Here is an 18,173-nt window from a genome sequence, read left to right as displayed (position 1 = left end):
GTGGGGCTTTGATTCTACATGCATTCGCTGTCAATTCCAAGCAAAGCAGCCGCCGCGTCACGAGGCATGGCAAGATTGAGCGTGCGATTGGCGAGGCGCTGCGGCGCGAGGCGGTGACTGATCAGGATCAGGCCCTGACCGGTACGCGCCAGTCTGGCTTCCAGCCGTTCAATGATCACGGACTCCGTTGCGGCATCGAGGCCTTCTGTGGGCTCGTCGAGGAGAAGAACACGGGCATCACGCAGATAGGCGCGAGCGAGCGCCAGCCGCTTGCGTTCCCCGCCCGACAGGGTCACGCCGCCATCCCCGACCCAGGTGTCGAGCCCTTGTGGCAGGGCCTTGACGCGCGTGCTCAGCCCCGCATCATCCAGGGCGGACCACAGGGCATCCTCGTCATGCGTTCCCGCCATCGCGAGATTATGGCGCAGCGTGCCTGTGATCAGGGCGGCGTCCTGCGGCTGCCAGGCGATGGCGGAGCGCCCGCTGCCGCTCAGTCCCGCGACGCGGCGCAGACCCAGCAGTCCTTCGGCAAGGGCTGTCTTGCCGCTGCCGGACACGCCCGCGATCAGCAATCTGAGAGATCCATCCAGGGGATAGGTTTCGCCCTTCCAGGTGAAGCTATCACTATCTTTATCGCCGGATTGGCCGTGGTCATGATCGTAAAGTTCGCGCAGCCGACGTCTGGCCGTCTCCTGCTCATGCCACTGTCCCATATGACGAACCACGGCGTTGAGGCTTTCGAAGCCCATGGCGCCGGCCAGCAGCGCCAGGGCGAGGCCGGCGAGATCGCCGTCGCTACCAAACCAAGCCCAAAACAATGCCATTACAGGCAGGCACAGGCCGGTCAGGACGGTGATCCAGGCGGAGGCAAGGGCATCGCGAGAGATGAGGTTGCGACGTGAAGCGGCGAGACCGTCCTCGAGAGCGGCTATCTCGTCCAGCCAGCCATGGCGCGGATCGGAGGTGCGAATATCGGGAAGGATGTCCAGGACGTCCTGGAACCGCTGTTTGAGTTGGGCGAGCCTTTCCGTCTCCGGCTGGGCCTGGGGCAAGCTGTTATGCAGCCACCAGACCCCGATAAGTCCCAAGACAAAAAACACCAGAAGGACGCCGGCCGACGACGGATGACCCAGGGCGGCCAGGGTCACCGAGGTGACGACGCCGGCAAGCGCCGCCGGACCGGCGCTGCGCATCACCATGGCGGTCTCCAGCGTTGCCACGTCCTGAACCAGGCGGCTGGAGGTATCGGCGCGGGCCAGTCCTAAGGAGACATCCGGGCGGAGCCCCAGGATCCGTTCGAACAGGTTCGGCCGCAGTTGCGCCATGGCGCGCAAGGCGACATCGTGACCAACCAGGCGTTCGCCGTAACGCAGGAGCGTGCGGACGATGGCCAGGGTCCGGATCAGGGCGCTGGGGAGCAGATAGTTGAAACCTCGCACGGCGAGCGGACCGGCGGCGCCGGCCGTGGCGGCGGCCGTGAGGAACCAGCCCGACAGGCCCAGAAGGCCAACCGCAGCCACCGAGACCCCGGCGGCAAAGACTGCGGCCAACCACAGGCCGCCGCGATGGCGCGTCTTCAGGGCGATAAGGGTCTTGTCGAAATCTCCCCTCACAGCGCCACCACCTGGTCGGCCAGCGCAATGACCCTGTCGGCGTGGCTGGTGACAATGACCGTTCGACCGTCGAACAATTCGGGCAGCAGCGCCAGGATCGCGGTCTCTGAGTCGTTGTCGAGGTCGGCGGTCGGTTCGTCCAGCAGAAGAATGGGGGCCGGACGCAAAAGGGCGCGCGCCAACCCGATACGCCGCCGCTCACCGCCGGAAAGACCCGAGCCGCGGTCATCCAGAATCGTTTGCAGGCCCTCCGGCCGCGCGGCGATCAACTGGCCCAGACCTGTGCGGTCGACCGCGCTTTGCAGCATGGCCGGCGTCGCGTCACGATTGCCCAGCATAAGATTGTCGGCCAGAGTGCCGGCTATCAGCGGCGGCGACTGCGACACGTAGGCGATCTGTGCCGCCAGGTCGTGGTCGCGTCCGACGGCAACCCCGTTGACACGGATATCTTCACCCCCTGGCGTCAGGATGCGGCGCAGCAGGGTCGACTTTCCTGAACCGGTAGGGCCGGTCAGGCAGGTAATCGAACCTGGCGGGCAATCAAAACTGAAGGGTCCCAATTGGTGGTCGGGATCGTCATCAAAATTGATGATAACGCGGCTGAAAGCGAGTCCTGGGGCGCTCCCCAGGGCCGGCGCAGGTCTGGCCGTCGCCGCGGTCGCTATGGCCATCAGGCGCTCGGCCGCGGCTATCGCCGCCTGCCGGTCATGATAGGCCGCGGCCAGTCGGCGCATGGGGGCGTAAACCTCCGGGCTGAGCGCCAGGACAAAGAAGGCGGTGGCCAGGGTCAGGGGTTCCACCGGACGAAAGGGCAGGATTCCCAGCAGATAGAAGCCGCAATAAACGGCGATCAGGGCGACGGCCAGCGCGCTGAAAAATTCCAGAACGGCGGAGGTTACAAAGGCGATGCGCAACACCCGCAAGGTGCTGTCAGCGACGGCGGCGGCGGAGTCGCTGACAGTCTTGATCTGGCGCGGGCCGTCGCCAAAAGCGATTATGAGGGGGAGGGCACGGATCCGGTCGAGCAGAAGGTTGGACAGGCGGGACAGGGCCAGGAGCTGGCGCTTCGATTCATCGGCGCTGCTGTAGCCTAAAATGGCCATCATTGCGACGAAAGGGACCAGGGTAAGGCCAAGGATCAGCGCGCAAACCCAACTGTTCATGGCGATAACGCCGAGAACAAGCAGGGGCAGCAGGCGGGCTTGAAACTGCGCTTGATGAAAGCGGGCGTAGTAGCCCTCCAGGGCTTCGCTGTCTTCGAACAGGGTATTGAGGCGCCGCCGTTGGCTCAAGGCATCGATTCGTCCCTCCAGCGCCTGCGCCGTGATATTCAGGCGCACATTGCGCACAATTGCGCGCGCCACACCCAGGTTAAGCCGCTGTGCTGCCAGTCCGAACCCCGCGCGCAAGACCAGCGATATCGCGACAATAATGGCCGCAACGGCCAGGCTTGCCGGGGTGCGCGCCGCCCACAGATCGGTCACCAGATGGCTTAGCCCCCAGGCGAAACCGATGACGGCCGCACCCTCCCCAAGGGCCAGCAGCATGCCGCGGCGCATCGCCGCAGTCTCACCCGACATCCAGGCGCGCAACTGGCGCTGGATGTCGTTTGCCGAGGGTTTGGGGGCGACTGGGTCTGTCATATTTGTCAAGAGGCGCACGGATTTCAAGGGATGTGCGATTTGTCCGATCGCAGGAGGAAAGCAGGAGGAACATACGCGAAATGCCTGCTGCAGTGCAAAAAATCCTTGATCCACGTCAAGGTCGTCCGCCGCCACATGGCTATGGTGCCCAACGTCTGTTCATTCACGCCCTTAAATTCAAAGGCACGGGAGCCCAAAACTATGGACCTCAGTACCGTCGACCTGTCGCGGTTGCAGTTCGCCCTGACAGCCATGTATCACTTTCTGTTCGTACCCCTGACGCTCGGGCTGAGCTTCATGCTGGTCATTATGGAAAGCGTCTACGTCCTGACGCGCAAGGAGATCTGGCGAACCATCACCCGGTTCTGGGGTCTGCTGTTCGGCATCAACTTCGTGCTGGGCGTCGCCACCGGCCTGACCATGGAGTTCCAGTTCGGGACCAACTGGTCATACTATTCGCATTATGTCGGCGATATTTTCGGTGCGCCGCTGGCCATCGAAGGACTTATGGCCTTCTTCCTCGAAGCCACCTTTGTCGGCCTGATGTTCTTCGGTTGGGACAAGCTGAGCAAGCCCGCCCACCTGATGGTTACCTTCCTGGTGGCGCTGGGCACCAATTTGTCGGCCGTGTGGATTTTGATCGCCAACGGCTGGATGCAAAATCCGGTCGGCGCTGAGTTCAATCCGGCGACCATGCGTATGGAGGTCAACAACTTCATGGAGGTGCTGTTCAATCCGGTTGCCCAGGCCAAGTTCGTCCACACGGTCAGTGCCGGCTATGTGCTGGCCGCCGTCTTTGTCATGGCCATTTCGGCCATCTACCTCCTTCAGGGCAAGTGGATCAGCGTCGCCAAGCGCTCGATGGCAGTGGCGGCAGCTTTCGGTCTGGCGTCGTCACTGTCGGTGGTCGTCCTGGGTGACGAGTCGGGCTATGCCCTGACCGATAACCAGCGCATGAAACTGGCCGCACTGGAGTCGATGTGGCACACCGAAAAGGCGCCTGCCGGCATCTCGATCTTCGGCATTCCCAATGTGAAAGAGCAGCGCACGGATTACGATATCAAAGTGCCCTATGTCCTGGGTGTAATCGCCACGCGCAGCCTGGACAAAGAGGTCACCGGGATACTGGATCTGGTCGAAAAAGCCGAAAGCCGCATCCGTTCCGGCGTCGTCGCCTATGACGCGGTCGAAAAGCTCAAGATCGACGAGGCCGACCTGGTCGCCCGCGAACAGTTTGAACGCCACAAGGCCGATCTGGGTTATGGCTACCTGTTGAAGCGCTATGTTGCCGATCCGCGTACGGCGGATGAGGCCACCATCGTCAAGGCAGCGATGGACACGGTCCCTAATGTGCCGGTCTTGTTCTGGACTTTCCGTGTGATGGCGGGTCTGGGCTTTGCCTTCATTGCCTTGTTCGTCCTGGCCTTCTACATGGTTACCTTCGACAAGGTCCGGACGAAATGGTTCCTGATCCTCTGTGTCGCGGCCCTGCCATTCCCCTGGATTGCCATCCAAGGCGGCTGGCTCCTGGCCGAGATCGGACGTCAACCCTGGGCCGTCGAAGGTGTCCTGCCGACCTTTATGGGAGCCTCCAGCCTGACCAAAACCCAGATCTGGATAACCATTGTTGGATTTACGCTGCTCTATGGTGTCCTTGCGATTATCGAGATCCGTTTGATGATCCACGCGATCAAAAAGGGACCCTATCAGTCGGTGTTTGGCCGTCTGCATGACGAACCTGCCCCCGCTGCGGCGCGGGCACCGGCTGAGTAATCGCCCTCAAGATAATCGAAAGAAAGACAGATTTATGGAACCGATTATTGACTACCCGACCCTCAGGGTCATCTGGTGGGGCCTCCTGGGCGTGCTGCTCATCGGCCTGGCAATTATGGACGGTTATGCCATGGGGGCCATGTCGCTCCTGCCCTTCGCCGGCAAGACCGACGGCGAGCGCCGCGCCCTGATCAACAGCGTCGCGCCGACCTGGGAAGGCAATCAGGTCTGGCTGATCCTGGGCGGCGGCGCTATCTTCGCGGCCTGGCCTTTTGTCTATGCCGTCAGCTTTTCCGGCTTCTATCTGGCCATGTTCCTCGTCCTGGCAGCGCTCATCCTGCGCCCGGTCGCGTTCAAATACCGGTCTAAACGGCCTGGCGTGGCATGGCGCCGCAACTGGGACTGGGCTTTGTTTGCCGGCGGTCTGATCCCAGCCCTCGTCTTCGGCGTGGCTGTCGGTAACGTCCTGTCGGGCGCGCCCTTCCACCTGGACAGCGACCTGCGCATCACGTACGAAGGCGGTACGTTCATGAGTCTTCTGAAACTGTTTACGCCGTTCACCCTGCTCTGCGGCCTGACCTCGGTCGCCATGCTGGTCATGCAGGGCGCTGCGTTTCTGGCGATGAAGCTGGAAAAAGGCGAAGCCTACGATCGCGTCATGACCTACGGCTCGGCGGCGGCGCTTTTGACCATTGCCCTGTTTGCCGGCGGCTATATCTTTATTCGCTACAGTGGACTTGGTTTCCATGTTGTCGCCGAGGTTTTGCCATCGGGCGCCTCCAATCCAACGCGCGCCGAGGTCATTCCGGCAGCCGGCGCCTGGCTTGAAAATTTCAGTAAGCATCCGTGGATGTGGGCCGGGCCGTTTCTTGGTTTTGGCGGAGCTGCACTCGCCGCGCTAAGCCTGCGCTTCAGGTTGGGTTTTGCCGCCTTCCTGGCATCCTCTCTCAGCCTTGCCGGCATCGTCTCGACCGTCGGCCTCAGCATGTTCCCGATCATCCTGCCCAGTTCTATTGATAGCCGCTCAAGCCTGCTCGTGTGGACGTCGTCCAGTTCGCACATGACTTTGGGTATCATGCTTCTGGTCACGATCGTGTTCTTGCCGATCGTCCTGCTTTACACGGCGTGGGTCTACAAGGTGCTGTTCGGCCGTGTTGGAGTATCCACCGTGACCTCTTCACCCGACTACTATTAGGAGCATAAACTATGTGGTATTTTGCCTGGATCCTAGGCGTAGGCCTTGCCGTTGCCGTCGGTGTCCTGAACGGAATCTGGTATGAGTTCCATACCACTGATGATCCGGATGCGGAGGATTTGCACAAGCAGTAATTGCGGCGGAAATCTCGCTTCGAATGTTATAGCCGTCCACTTCGACGTGAACATTCTTTAGGAAAAAGGCCCCCTCCGTCGCGGCGAAGGGGGCCTTTTTCTGTCAAAGTATGCGTGTTTGCGCTGGAGTTACTTCAGGACAGGCTGCGGGTCAGGCAGTGCCGACCCGTAGCGGGCGGGCAGAATTCTGGGAGGCCTGGTTCTTGATGTACAGGCCACGCATGCCCTGCATCGGTTTGAACGACTCGGTGATACCGAGCACCGTTTCGGCGGCGCCCAGAAACAGATAGCCGTCGTCCGGCAGCAGGTTGGCAATCTGCTCCAGAACCCGGCGCTTGGTCTCCAGGTCGAAATAGATCAGCACGTTGCGGCAATAGACGACGTCCTGACGCCCGATCAGGCGCAGGTCGTCCAGCAGGTTCAGCTTCTTGAAGCGCACCGATTGACGGATCTTGGGCGAAATCCGCCACATTTCATCGATCTTTTCGAAGTGCTTGACCATCATCTGGATCGGCAGGCCGCGCTGGACTTCGAATTGGGTGTACAGGCCCGATTGCGCCTTTTCCAGGCAGCGGTCGGAAATGTCGGTGGCCAGGATGTCGAGCGAAACACGCGGATAGATCATCCGCATTTCGTCCATCAGCATCGCCAGGGAGTAGGGCTCCTGTCCGGTCGAACAGGCGGCGCACCAGACCTTGATGTCGCCGTTGATGCGGGTGCGTGCCAGAGCCGGCAGGACGTCGGACCTGAACTGGTCGAAGGGCACCTTGTCGCGAAAGAAGAAGGTCTCGTTGGTGGTCATGGCATCGGTGACCGTCGTCATCAGCTTTTCGTCGCGCTTGGTGCGCAGCGCCGTCAGCAGGGCCGAGACATTGGCGAAACCCTCCCGCCGCGCCACCGGGGCCAGGCGAGATTCGATCAGGTAGGTCTTGTCCGAACCCAGGATCAGACCCGACCGGGTCTTCAGGGTGGCGGCAAGATGATCGATGTCTTCGGGTGTCATGGTCTTTCCCCTCGAGCAAAGGCTTTGCAGGCCTGAGCGAGGCCATCTATGGGTTTAATGTATTCCGCGTAGCCCGCTTCGGCGACCGCTCCCGGCATGCCCCAGACAACACTGGAGGCTTCGTCCTGGACCATGACGGTGCCATTGACGCCCTGCAGGGCGGCGGCCCCGTCACGGCCATCATGGCCCATGCCCGTCAGCACGACGGCCAGGGCATGATTGCCGTAGATGTCGGCTGCAGATTTGAACAAGGGATCGACCGCCGGCCGGCACCAGTTGACCTGCGGCCCCTGGTCCAGCTTGATCTGCTTGCAGATCGGATCGTTCTTGATGGTCATGTGGAAGTCGCCCGGGGCGATATAGATGTTGCGGCTTTCGATCAGCATGCCGTCCTTGGCTTCCTGCACCTTCTGCGGCAGCGCCTTGTCGAGGTGCTCGGCCAGTATGGTGGTGAAGGTTGCGGGCATGTGCTGGACGATCAGCACGGGAATTTTCCACTCATTGCCCAGGCCCAGCAGGAAGTTGCGCAGGGCCGGCGGACCGCCGGTCGAGGCGCCAACCAGCAGGACGTCGATGCGCTTGGGGCCAGCGCGCGGACGCAGCGGAATAACCGGTGCCGGCACCGGCGCGATCGGTCGAAGGATGTTGGGTGCAGCCAGAGGGCTGGCCTGCGGCGCCGATGTCGGACGCTGTGCGGGCGACGACGCGTAGGATGTACCAGACGGCGAAGGTTTTGAATGTCCCATGGTCGGGGACACATTCAAGTTTTGTGCCGCATGCGGCCCGGGCAAGTTTTGTGCCGCCTGCGACCCGGGCAAGTTTTGTGCCGCCTGCGACCCGGGCAGATTCTGCGCCGCAGGCGTTTCCGGCGTTTGCAATGGCCAGGCGCGGGTGCGGCCGCACAGGGCGCGGATCTTGGTCAGCAGTTCGGTGCGAAAGCCGTCGGCGCCGCCGATGCGAGTCGAATCGGGCTTGGGGATAAAGTCGGCGGCACCCAGTTCCAGCGCGCGCAGGGTTACATTGGCGCCGCGCGTTGTCAGGGTCGAGGCCATCAGTACCTTCAGCCCCGGCTTGGCGGCCAGCAGCTTGGGCAGGGCTTCCAGCCCGCCCATGTTCGGCATCTCGATGTCGAGGATCAGGACGTCCGGCTGGATTTCCTTGACTTTTTCGACGCCCTTGGCGCCGTCGATGGCCAGCCCGGCCAGGACCATGTCCGGTTCGTGCTCCAGCCAACGCGAGATCAGACCCCGCACGACCGCCGAGTCGTCGACGATCATGATTTTCAAGGGCCTCAACGAGGCAGCTGTGTTCGGGTTCAGGGCCATTGCGGACGACACAAAGAGAGGAAAACTACAGTACCTATATCAGGCCGACTTCCGAGAACTTGGCTTCCAGAATTTCGCCGTCAAACGGCTTCATGATGTATTCCGAAGCGCCCTCGGTCAGGGCTTCGGTTATGTGCGCCAGATCGTTTTCGGTGGTGCAGAACACCACGATCGGGTCCTTGCCGCCGTCTTCCTTGCGCAACTGGCGCAGGAAGGTGATGCCGTCCATGACGGGCATGTTCCAATCCAGCAGCACCGCGGCCGGCATCTTGTCCTTGCACATGTTCAAAGCTTCGAGGCCGTCATTGGCCTCTAACACTTCGAACTGAAGGTTTTCGAGAATACGGCGTGCGACCTTGCGGATCACGCGGCTGTCGTCGACGACGAGGCAGGTTTTCATCTAACTAACGTCCTGTAAAAAAAGCCCTTCACGCGCATCCCGAAAAGTGTGACGCACGTTTCGGATTAAGATGCGCGTTTAAACTAGGCCGCTTTGAGATGGGCTGCATCCAAAAGCGTCTGAGGCTCCAACACTATCAGAAGTTCCTTTTCCAATTGATAAACACCGACGATTATTTCGGCCCAGCGCGGCGGGAGATTGCCCGGCGGCGCATGGAACTTCTCATCGTCGAGCTTCAGAACTTCATCAACCGAATCAATGACCAGGCCATAGGAATCGCCATGCACTTCCAGGCCGACGGCCAGGGGCTCGGGCGAACCTTCCGGACGGGGTGGTAACCCTAACCGGCGGCGGGCACAGATGGCGGTGACGATGCGCCCGCGCAGGTTCAATACGCCGGCGATTTCACCGCGCGACAAAGGCACCGGGGTCAGGCCGCGGGGATGGAAGACGTCGTGGACACGGGCGGCGTCGACGCCGAAGAGCTGACCGCCGACGCGGAGGGTGACGTAATCGCGCAGGCTCATGCCACGGCCCTTTCATTGATAGATGCTGCACCGGAAGAGCCGGGTGTGCGCTGGTGTTCCGCCAGGCCGCGCAGGTGGTAGTAATCAACATCGAGGATTTCGCACGCGCGGCCGGCGACGACGGCTGTGCCTCGGACGCCGGGCCGGTCAGCCGACAGTTCGATTTGCAGCCGGTCCTCGACGACATCGACGATCTCGTCAACCGCCAGGCCCATGGCATAGCCTTCACCGGTGAAGACCAGCAACGGCTGGATGCCTTCGTCCTTGATGGTGGAGAAGTCGCCGACATTGAGGATGGGCATCAGCTTGCCGCGGTACTGCAGGGCGGCGCGGCCGTCCATGCGCTCGATCTGCACCACTTCGACGTGTTCCAGGCGGGTGATGTGCGCCAGTTCGACCGCCTTGGGGGCGCCGCTTCCGGCCTTGAACAGCAGCATGGCGCAGCGGCTGTCGTTCGTGATGTCCGCGGTTTCCTCGCCCTCTTCGGCCTGCTTTTCTTCGAGCATATTGCCGGCGCGTTCGGACATGGCGTTGGGGTCCAGGATCAGAACCACGGAACCGTCGCCCAGGATGGTGGCGCCTGAGAAGACATCGACGTCGCGCAGCACGGTGGCCAGTGGCTTGACGACGATTTCCTCGGTATCGAGGACGTCGTTGACGACCAGACCGTAGCGGCGTTCACCCACCTGGATGACCATGACAAAGGTCGGATCCTCTGTCTTGGCGCCTTCCAGCTGCAGGGTTGGGCCCAGTTGGACCAGGGGCAAAAGCTTTTCGCGCAGGCGCAGAACGAGGCTCTCATTGATACGTTCGATCTTGTGTTCGGCGGTTACGCCGGTACGGACCAATTCCATGACTGAGGTCTGGGGCACGGCGAACTTCTGGCCGCCGGCGCCGACGATCAGGGCCGAAACGATGGCCAGGGTCAGCGGGATCTTGATGGTAAAGGTGGTGCCCTGGCCGGGAACGGAGACCAGGTCGATCTGGCCGCCGATCTGCTCGATATTGGTGCGCACCACGTCCATGCCGACGCCGCGGCCGGACAGGTTGGTGACCTTGGCAGCGGTCGAGAAGCCCGGCGCGAAGATGTAACGATGGACCTGCTGGTCGCTCATCGTATCCAGTTCGAGACGGGTGGCCAGGCCCTTTTCGACCAGCTTCTCACGGATGCGGCCGGTGTTCAGCCCCTTGCCGTTGTCGGAGATGCGGATGACGATGTAACCGCCTTCGTGGAAGGCGGCCAGTTTGATTGTGCCCATGGCCGGCTTGCCCAGGGCGATACGCTCTTCGGTGGTTTCCAGCCCGTGGTCGGCCGAGTTGCGCACCATGTGGGTCAGCGGGTCGCGGATCAGTTCCAGAACCTGACGGTCCAGTTCCGTACCCTCGCCCTCCATGACCAGGTCGATCTTCTTGTGCAGTTCGTGCGACAGATCGCGGACCAGGCGCGGCAGCTTCTTCCACGCCGCGCCGATCGGCTGCATCCGCGTCTTCATGACGCTGTCCTGCAGTTCGCCGGTCAGGGTCGAAAGACGTTGCAGCGGAGTGGCGAACGCCGAGTCTTCCCGGGTGCGGCTGATCTGCAGAAGTTGGTTGCGCGTCAGCACCATTTCCGAGACCAGGGTCATCAGGCCTTCGAGGACGTCGACCGACACGCGGATCGACTGGGTGTTGTTCAGCGAAGTCAGGTCTTCGCCGCCCATCGAGGCGGGCAGGGGCTCGGCTTCCTTCTTGGTAACGGGCGCCGAAGCTGGGGCGGGTGCAGGCGCCGGCTTGGGCGCTTCGGCCACCGGTGCGGGGGCCGAGATATCGATTTCTGCCTCGGCGGCGGCAAAGGCGGCTTCCAGCTCGGCTTCGGAGACTTCGCCTGGACGCAGCACGCGGCCGGTGGCGGGGTCGACATCGCCGGCCTTCAAATGCTTGGGTTCGTCTTCGGGGCCCGAGGCGGCGGCAAAGGCGGCCTCCAGGTCGGCTTCGGACACTTCGCCTGGACGCAGCACGCGGCCGGTGGCGGGATCGACATCGCCGGTCTTGAGATTGGGGGCGGCCGTGGCCGGCGCCGTGGTCGGCAGGTTCAGTTCGGCCGGTTCGATTTCGGAGCCGATCGGGCGGTTGGGCACTTCTACGGCTTGGACGGCGGTCAGATCGACCGCCTGGCCCTCGGCCATGGCTTCCAGTTGCGCGATCAGGTCGTGGTCGTCGCCTTCCGGTTCGATGCCGGCGCCTTCCAGGCCGGCCAGGATCACCTTGATGCGGTCGATCGAGTGCAACACCAGAGTCACGGCATCGGCATTGACTTCCAGCTTGCCGTCCCGGAAGCGGCCCAGGAGCGTCTCGCCGGCGTGGGCGACGGCTTCGAGGCGCGACAGTCCTAAGAAGCCACAGGTGCCCTTGACGGTATGGACCAGGCGGAAAATGTTATCGAGCGTCTTGCGCTCGGAGGGGTTAGCCTCGAACCTGACCAGTTCGGCATCGACGACCTCCAGACTCTCGGCGGTCTCGGTCAAAAACTCGGCAATCAAATCGTCCACGGTTGTCCCCGTCTTTTTGGAGGTGGCCGGGGAACCATAGTTACACTAAGCCCCTGCCTAACATCGCCATATTGCTGAGGTTTGGTTAAGAGAGCGTTCGCAAAACCCTAACGAAACCTAAATCGGCGCAATTTCTGTTCCCTGTCGCCTCGGTTGCGCAAACCTTTGCCGCAAGCCACCGCGCGAAAGGCATTTTGCACCCAAACCTGAGCGGCCATGGTTAATCTTGATCTTAGCTCTCCCCGCCATTGCCTGCCGGCGAGAGGACGAGAGCTGAGCGAAGCGATAGCGCCGGCGCGGGGCGGCGAGCCTGAGGGGCCGTCCGAAGACGTCGAAGCACCATGCGGGGTTGCCCATGCTTTGCCCGGCTCTTGTCCTTTCCTCGCTGTGGCGGGGAGACGGATTTTAGGGCAATTTCAGCCTCTCAAGTTCCGGTAGCAAAAGGTCGCGCCAGAGCCGATAACCCTCTTCGCTGAGGTGGACGCCATCTGGAAACAGATGGCGCGGGCCGCGGCCGTCGACGTCGACAAAATCGGGATAGAGATCAAGGAAGCTCATCCCCGCAAGACGGGAAACCGCTTCGGCCAGACGGCGGTTGAGGGGTTCGACCATGGTCCGGTTCAGCGCTGCATCGCCTGTTGGCAGTACGCAATGCACCAGGATATGCGCCTGTGGTCGCAGGCTGCGCAGACGTGTGATCACCGCCATCTGGCCGGCGACAATCGTGTCGGCGGCATCGCGGCCCTCATCCCACAGATGGTTGGTGCCGATCATCAAGGTGATTACGTCTGGCTGGATATCGGGATCGGCCAACTGCCCCAGTCCGCCGCGATTGCGGTCCTGTAGCCGCCACAGCACGTCTTCGGTGCGATCGCCGGCTATCCCCAAGTTCAGGCTTTGCGCCGCAAAGCTTTCAGCCCAGTAGGACGTGTCCTGCCACCATTCGGTAATCGAATCGCCGACGAAAACGATCCGTATCTTGCCAGCCGCGTGCATTAGGTGTCTCCTGGCCCGCGGAAAAGTTGCTGCGGTGCATCTCATTTAACAGAGCGCAATCCGATAAAGTGGACGCCACCGCACGGGCGCTCCCGTTTTCGGAAAAATTGCGCGACAAAACAAAAACGTAGAGCAGGGTTTTGAGTCCCTCAAAACTCATCCCGCTCTAATGGCAGGAGGTTCCCATGCGCGTCAAACTTCTTACGACCCTGATGATGTTGATTTTCGCCGGTCCGGTGTCCGCGCAAAACTGGAGCGTGCCCGTCGCGCCCGGTTATGCTTACGGCGCTGATATTGGCTGGGCGACCCAGCAGGAGGCGGAGGGCATTACCTTCCATAGCCGCTCGGGTAAGCCAACTGACCTGTTCGTGCTACTCCGGGAACACCACATCGACTCGGTGCGCCTGCGCGTCTGGGTCAATCCGGAGAAGGGCTGGAACGGCAAGGAAGACACCCTGGCCAAGGCCAAACGCGCTCAGGCCCTGGGCCAGCGCATCATGATCGACTTCCACTACAGCGACAATTGGGCCGACCCCGGCAAGCAGGTCAAACCCGCCGCCTGGGCCAATTACTCACCCGAACAACTAAGCCAGGCCGTTTACGCTCATACCTTTGAAATTCTTTGCTATTTGAAAGCCAATGGCATCAATGTTGCCTGGGTCCAGCCGGGCAATGAGATTACCAACGGCCTGTTGTGGCCAGAGGGCAAGACCGACAACTTCGCCAACATCGCTGCCTTTACCAATGCTGGCTATGATGCCACCAAGGTGGTCTATCCTGATGCGGCGGCGGTGATCCATATCGACAACGGCTGGGATACGAAGAAGGCGCGGTGGTGGTTCGCGGGTTTTAGCCAGGCTGGCGGCAAGATGGACATCATCGGCCTGTCCTACTATCCGGCCTATACGCCGTCGAAGGACTGGCTGGTCGAAAGCCCGAAACTGTCCGACACGATGATCGAACTGACCGGGACCTATGGGAAACCGGTGATGGTGGTGGAGATCGGTTACCGTTACGACGAGCCGACGGCTGCGCGCGAGATGCTGGCCGATGTCATCCGGCGTAACCAGGCGCTGGGGGCCTTGGGACTAGGCGTGTTCTGGTGGAAGCCAGCTACCCATCCGAAATGGAACCGCTATGCCCTGGGCGCCATGAACGCCAAGGGGCAGTTTACCGCAGCGATGGATGGGTTTGACCATTGATTATACCCCCCCCCCCCCCCCCGCGCTCTTCGCGTGGGACGGGGGGGGGCAAGCGAAGCGCTGCGGTGGTGGGGCGACTTGCTGTCGGAATCATAGTCACGGGCGTTTTCGAAAGAAAGTCACCCCACCACCGCACCTCACTCACTCCGCCTTTGGCTCCGTTTCGTCCGAACGGTCCCACTCCCCAATCTTCGATCGGGGAGGTATAGATAAAAGGCTAAGCCGGCAGCGAAATATCAAAGAACAGCGCATCGGTATCCGCGCGATACGCCAGCTTGCCCTTGGCCTCCTGCACCGTGGCGTAGAGCCAGTGCGGTTGGATCCACTGACCTGACAGGCCGTCGCTCAGGACCTGGCCCGTCAGGCCTTCTATGGCCTCTGCCTTCAGGCGCGCGCGCGGACCGCGGGCTTCGGCCGTCAGGCGAATGCCGTCGTCGCTGAAGCTGGCTTCCAACCGCGCCGTGCCGCCGGTCGGCAGGGAATTTCCGGCCAGCAGGCCAAGATTGAGGAGGGCGCGCGCGGCCGGCTTGGGGAAGATGATATTGCCGTCAATGGCAAAGTCGAGTTGCGCCCGCATGGTCGAAAAGACGTCGCTGAGGATCTTGTTTAGCTGATGACCGGAAAAGGCTTCGGCTGAGTTCGATGCGCCAAAGGCGACGCGGGCGAAATGGACCAGGGTCACCATCTTCTTGGCCGAGGCCGCGATCAGGTTCAGCGCCTCCTGGCGCATGTCCTGGGCGGACGGGTCTTCCAGCAGATCGAGGCCCGACATGATCGCGCCGGCCGGCGAGATAAAGTCGTGGCAAAGCTTGGCCACCATCTGCGTCGCCAGGTCGTGCGAGGTCAGCTCCGGCACGCCAGGCTCGACCACCTCGGGCTTAGCCTCGTGCGATGCGGCATCGACCGGCTCGGGGCTCAGGTGGGGGGTATAGTCGTCCATAAGCACTCCTTGGGCGGCGCCGCGCGGTATTCGTTAGATTTACTCACAACAAATGTGAGGTGATTTGCCTTAACTGCAAAGCCAACAGGCGCTAACATGTCTAAAGAAGTCCTTAACGACTGGTTAATGAGCGCCAAGGAACGCATCTGGGCCTGTTAACATTTTGTTCAGCCCGTAACCAAGTCTCGTGCCAAAAAGTGGCCAGAAACCTCCTGAGGCGCTTTCTGGTTAAACATGAGGCAAAATAAATTCCCTTCTTTCCGGAGACACACATGGCCGCCGACAACCCCCAGACCAATCCTACCGCCGCTCGGTTTTCCCGCACTGGTCGCGGCAAGATATTCGATTCCATCCTCGACACCATGGGCGACACGCCGCTGATCCGCCTGCCGCGCCTGTCGGAGGCCTATGGCGCCAAGGCCACCGTCCTGGCCAAGCTCGAATTTTTCAACCCGATGGCCTCGGTCAAGGACCGTATCGGCATCGCCATGATCGAGTCGCTGGAACAAAAGGGACTGTTGCACCCCGGCGGCACCATCGTCGAGCCGACCTCCGGCAATACCGGCATAGCCCTGGCGTTTGTCGCCGCCGCCAAAGGTTATAAGCTGATCCTGGTCATGCCGGAATCGATGTCGATCGAGCGCCGCAAAATGCTGATCCTGCTGGGCGCCAGGCTGGAACTGACCCCGGCCGAAAAGGGCATGCGCGGCGCCGTCAACCGGGCGCAGGAACTGCTGGCCGAGAATCCCGGCGCGGTCATGCCGCAGCAGTTCCAGAACGAATCCAATCCCTTCATTCACGAGATTTCGACCGCCCAGGAAATCTGGAATGACACCGACGGTGCTGTCGATGTCGTCATTTCGGGCGTCGGCACCGGTGGCTCCATCACTGGCATCGGTCATGCGCTGAAGAAGAAAAAAGCCTCCATTGAGATGATCGCGGTCGAACCGGAAGCCTCGCCCATCCTGTCGGGCGGCGAACCCGGCCCGCACAAGATCCAGGGCATCGGTGCCGGATTTGTGCCGGACATCCTCGACCGCAGCGTCATCGACAGCGTTGAAACCGTGTCGAACGACGCGGCGTTTGCCATGGCGCGCAAGTCGGCAAAAATCGAAGGCCTGCCGGTCGGAATCTCTTCCGGGGCCGCGCTGGAAGTCGCTTTCCGCCTGGCGGCCCAGGACGAATATGCCGGCAAGACCATTGTCGCCATCATCCCATCGTTCGCCGAACGCTACCTGTCGACCGCCCTGTTCGACGGTCTGTAATTGACGGAGCGGGCGCGAAAAAGCGCCCGCTTTTCCGATACTTGGGTCTACACCAAAGATTAACGGATGATGGGTCATCATAGCCGCATGTCGAGTGCAGCCAGGCCGTCCCGTTCCGACAACGCCCCGTTCAGCGAGGGCGACAGCCCAGCCGTAACCGATGATACCGGTCCGGTTGTGCGAGACGAGCAACCGAAATTTCAGGCCCGACACGTCCTGATGCGCCGTCTGGCCGACGTTGTCTGCCTGCCCGAATCACGTATCAACGCCTTTGAGCGTGCTGTCACGGCCGACCTCCTGGTCGAGATGCTGCGTGAGGCCGAGGTCGCGGACCGCGCCCGGGTGTCGCGCCGTCTGGCCATCCTGGCCGAGGTGCCCAACTCGCTGGTCCGACTGCTTGTCATCGACGATATCGAAGTCGCGCGGCCGTTGATCGAAAACTGTGATGCGCTCAATGACGGCGACCTGTTTTACGCCGCCCGTCATGGCAAGACCGCCCACCGCCTGCTGTTGGCCAGTCGCAAGAATCTGTCGAGCATTGTCTCCGAGACCTTGGTCAATACCGAAAGCCTGGCCGTGACCGAGGTACTGCTGCGCAATGTCAAGTCGACCCTGTCCCAGACAGCGATCGAAACCGTCGTAGCGATGAGCCAGAACGAACCGTCGCTGATCCCGCTGATCATGAAGCGGCCGGAGTTGCGGCCGTCTTCGGCCTATATCCTGTTCTGGTGGGCCGAATCCGATATTCGCCGTCAGATCCTCAGCCGCTTCGGCGTCAACCGCGATGTCATGCAAGATATGGCCGCAGACGTCTTTGCCATGGCTGCCGAAGAAAAATGGCAGGACGCGACATCTCGCAAGGCCTTGCAGTTCATAGAGCGGCGCCAGCGCAACCGGGAGGCACTCAAGAAGAGCCCATACAAGTCGCTGGAAGCGGCTATTGCTGATGCTGCCACCCAGGGTATGACACGCAAGATGGCGGAGGAAATATCCTACCTCTCCGGGATCAAGCCCTCGACCGGCGCCAAGTTGCTGCGAGACCGTGGCGGCGAGGGGCTGGCTGTCCTGTGCAAGGCGACCGGGCTGTCAAAACGTGCCCTGCGTGCCCTGTGGAAGGCCCTGCGTCGCCCGATGAAAGGGCCTGATGGCGCCACTCATCCGCACCTGACCGAAGTGCTGATCACCTATGATGTTCTGGCCGTCGATCGGGCCCAGACAGTTCTGCGCTATTGGAACTGGTCGCTGTCCTCCGCCCTGACCCACGTCATGCTGCGCGCCTTGTCGAGCGGCGAAGAGATTGACCTGGAAGGCATGAGCGTCCCGCAACGCGCGGCCATGCTGGCTTTCGCGCAGGATTTGAAGACCTGAGCAGGCCGGTTCGGTCTTGTCGCAAATATTTAAACAACGCCCTGGCATAGACCTGTTGACCGTAAGGCGTCGCCTTCAGTCGGCCTGATTTTTACAACTGCGTTATTCTCGCCTGAGATTTACACCCGGGATTCGCTCATTTAGAGCGAGGCAAGTAACTCTGGTGCCATCATCAAATGTAGTGCATTTTTTTTAACTTTTTGACTTGAATAATTGGTATCTCTAGCTTAGGTAAAGCGCATGATTTTGATAGGATTAGTG

General features: G+C 61.4%; 15 protein-coding genes. 6 read left to right on the top strand and 9 right to left on the bottom strand.

Features of this window, described 5'->3' with window-relative positions; genetic code table 11:
• Positions 1–14: 14 nt before the first annotated feature.
• Together ABAC402_RS21640 and cydD are read right to left on the bottom strand one after the other, a co-directional pair.
• Positions 15–1,613 (bottom strand): amino acid ABC transporter ATP-binding/permease protein, encoded by a 1,599-nt coding sequence (locus ABAC402_RS21640; RefSeq protein ID WP_023447691.1) that lies wholly within the window; start codon positions 1,611–1,613, stop codon positions 15–17.
• Positions 1,610–3,256 (bottom strand): thiol reductant ABC exporter subunit CydD, encoded by a 1,647-nt coding sequence (cydD, locus tag ABAC402_RS21635; protein ID WP_023447690.1) that lies wholly within the window; start codon positions 3,254–3,256, stop codon positions 1,610–1,612. Before cydD ends, ABAC402_RS21640 begins: the two co-directional genes overlap by 4 nt.
• A 201-nt stretch (positions 3,257–3,457) precedes the next feature.
• Here cydD and ABAC402_RS21630 point away from each other — a divergent pair, with 201 nt between their 5' ends.
• From ABAC402_RS21630 to cydX, 3 genes are read left to right on the top strand one after another with little or no spacing between them, the layout of a single operon-like run.
• The gene (locus ABAC402_RS21630) at positions 3,458–5,029 is read left to right on the top strand and encodes a cytochrome ubiquinol oxidase subunit I (protein ID WP_023447689.1); all 1,572 of its coding nucleotides are present in this window, start codon (positions 3,458–3,460) and stop codon (positions 5,027–5,029) included.
• Positions 5,030–5,063: 34 nt separating this feature from the next.
• On the top strand, positions 5,064–6,224 hold the full coding sequence (cydB, locus tag ABAC402_RS21625) for a cytochrome d ubiquinol oxidase subunit II (RefSeq protein ID WP_023447688.1): 1,161 nt from the start codon (positions 5,064–5,066) through the stop codon (positions 6,222–6,224).
• Between the two features lie 11 nt (positions 6,225–6,235).
• On the top strand, positions 6,236–6,358 hold the full coding sequence (gene cydX, locus ABAC402_RS39590) for a cytochrome bd-I oxidase subunit CydX (RefSeq protein ID WP_082179815.1): 123 nt from the start codon (positions 6,236–6,238) through the stop codon (positions 6,356–6,358).
• Positions 6,359–6,509: 151 nt separating this feature from the next.
• On the opposite strand, the gene ABAC402_RS21620 is transcribed toward cydX, so the two are convergent.
• The 6 genes from ABAC402_RS21620 to ABAC402_RS21595 form a co-directional block, all read right to left on the bottom strand.
• Positions 6,510–7,361, bottom strand: a complete 852-nt coding sequence (locus ABAC402_RS21620; RefSeq protein ID WP_023447686.1) for a protein-glutamate O-methyltransferase CheR — start codon at positions 7,359–7,361, stop codon at positions 6,510–6,512.
• Positions 7,358–8,638, bottom strand: a complete 1,281-nt coding sequence (cheB, locus tag ABAC402_RS21615) for a chemotaxis response regulator protein-glutamate methylesterase (RefSeq protein WP_023447685.1) — start codon at positions 8,636–8,638, stop codon at positions 7,358–7,360. Before cheB ends, ABAC402_RS21620 begins: the two co-directional genes overlap by 4 nt.
• Positions 8,639–8,720: 82 nt before the next feature.
• Entirely contained in the window at positions 8,721–9,086 is a 366-nt protein-coding gene (locus tag ABAC402_RS21610) for a PleD family two-component system response regulator (protein WP_023447684.1), read from the bottom strand.
• Positions 9,087–9,169: 83 nt separating this feature from the next.
• Positions 9,170–9,613, bottom strand: a complete 444-nt coding sequence (locus ABAC402_RS21605; RefSeq protein ID WP_023447683.1) for a chemotaxis protein CheW — start codon at positions 9,611–9,613, stop codon at positions 9,170–9,172.
• Entirely contained in the window at positions 9,610–12,141 is a 2,532-nt protein-coding gene (locus ABAC402_RS21600; protein ID WP_023447682.1) for a chemotaxis protein CheA, read from the bottom strand. The genes ABAC402_RS21605 and ABAC402_RS21600 overlap by 4 nt, the downstream gene beginning before the upstream one ends.
• Before the next feature lie 405 nt (positions 12,142–12,546).
• Positions 12,547–13,137 (bottom strand): GDSL-type esterase/lipase family protein, encoded by a 591-nt coding sequence (locus ABAC402_RS21595; protein WP_023447681.1) that lies wholly within the window; start codon positions 13,135–13,137, stop codon positions 12,547–12,549.
• A gap of 185 nt (positions 13,138–13,322) precedes the next feature.
• Here ABAC402_RS21595 and ABAC402_RS21590 point away from each other — a divergent pair, with 185 nt between their 5' ends.
• Positions 13,323–14,339: a glycosyl hydrolase 53 family protein gene (locus ABAC402_RS21590; protein ID WP_023447680.1), complete on the top strand. Its 1,017-nt coding sequence runs from the start codon at positions 13,323–13,325 to the stop codon at positions 14,337–14,339.
• Positions 14,340–14,556: 217 nt separating this feature from the next.
• Here ABAC402_RS21590 and chpT read toward each other — a convergent pair whose 3' ends face one another.
• A complete protein-coding gene (gene chpT, locus ABAC402_RS21585; protein WP_023447679.1) occupies positions 14,557–15,279 on the bottom strand; it encodes a histidine phosphotransferase ChpT in 723 nt (240 codons plus the stop codon).
• Between the two features lie 272 nt (positions 15,280–15,551).
• Between chpT and cysK the strand changes: the two genes are divergently transcribed.
• Both cysK and ABAC402_RS21575 read left to right on the top strand, forming a co-directional pair.
• Entirely contained in the window at positions 15,552–16,544 is a 993-nt protein-coding gene (cysK, locus tag ABAC402_RS21580) for a cysteine synthase A (protein ID WP_023447678.1), read from the top strand.
• A 66-nt stretch (positions 16,545–16,610) separates the two neighbouring features.
• On the top strand, positions 16,611–17,912 hold the full coding sequence (locus ABAC402_RS21575; protein WP_023447677.1) for a DUF2336 domain-containing protein: 1,302 nt from the start codon (positions 16,611–16,613) through the stop codon (positions 17,910–17,912).
• The last annotated feature ends 261 nt before the right edge of the window (positions 17,913–18,173 follow it).

Origin of the sequence: Asticcacaulis sp. AC402, from assembly GCF_000495835.1 — a bacterium.
GTDB lineage: Bacteria > Pseudomonadota > Alphaproteobacteria > Caulobacterales > Caulobacteraceae > Asticcacaulis.
The sequence above is the reverse complement of the archived record's forward strand: the minus strand, read 5'-3'. Positions and strand labels throughout refer to the sequence as shown.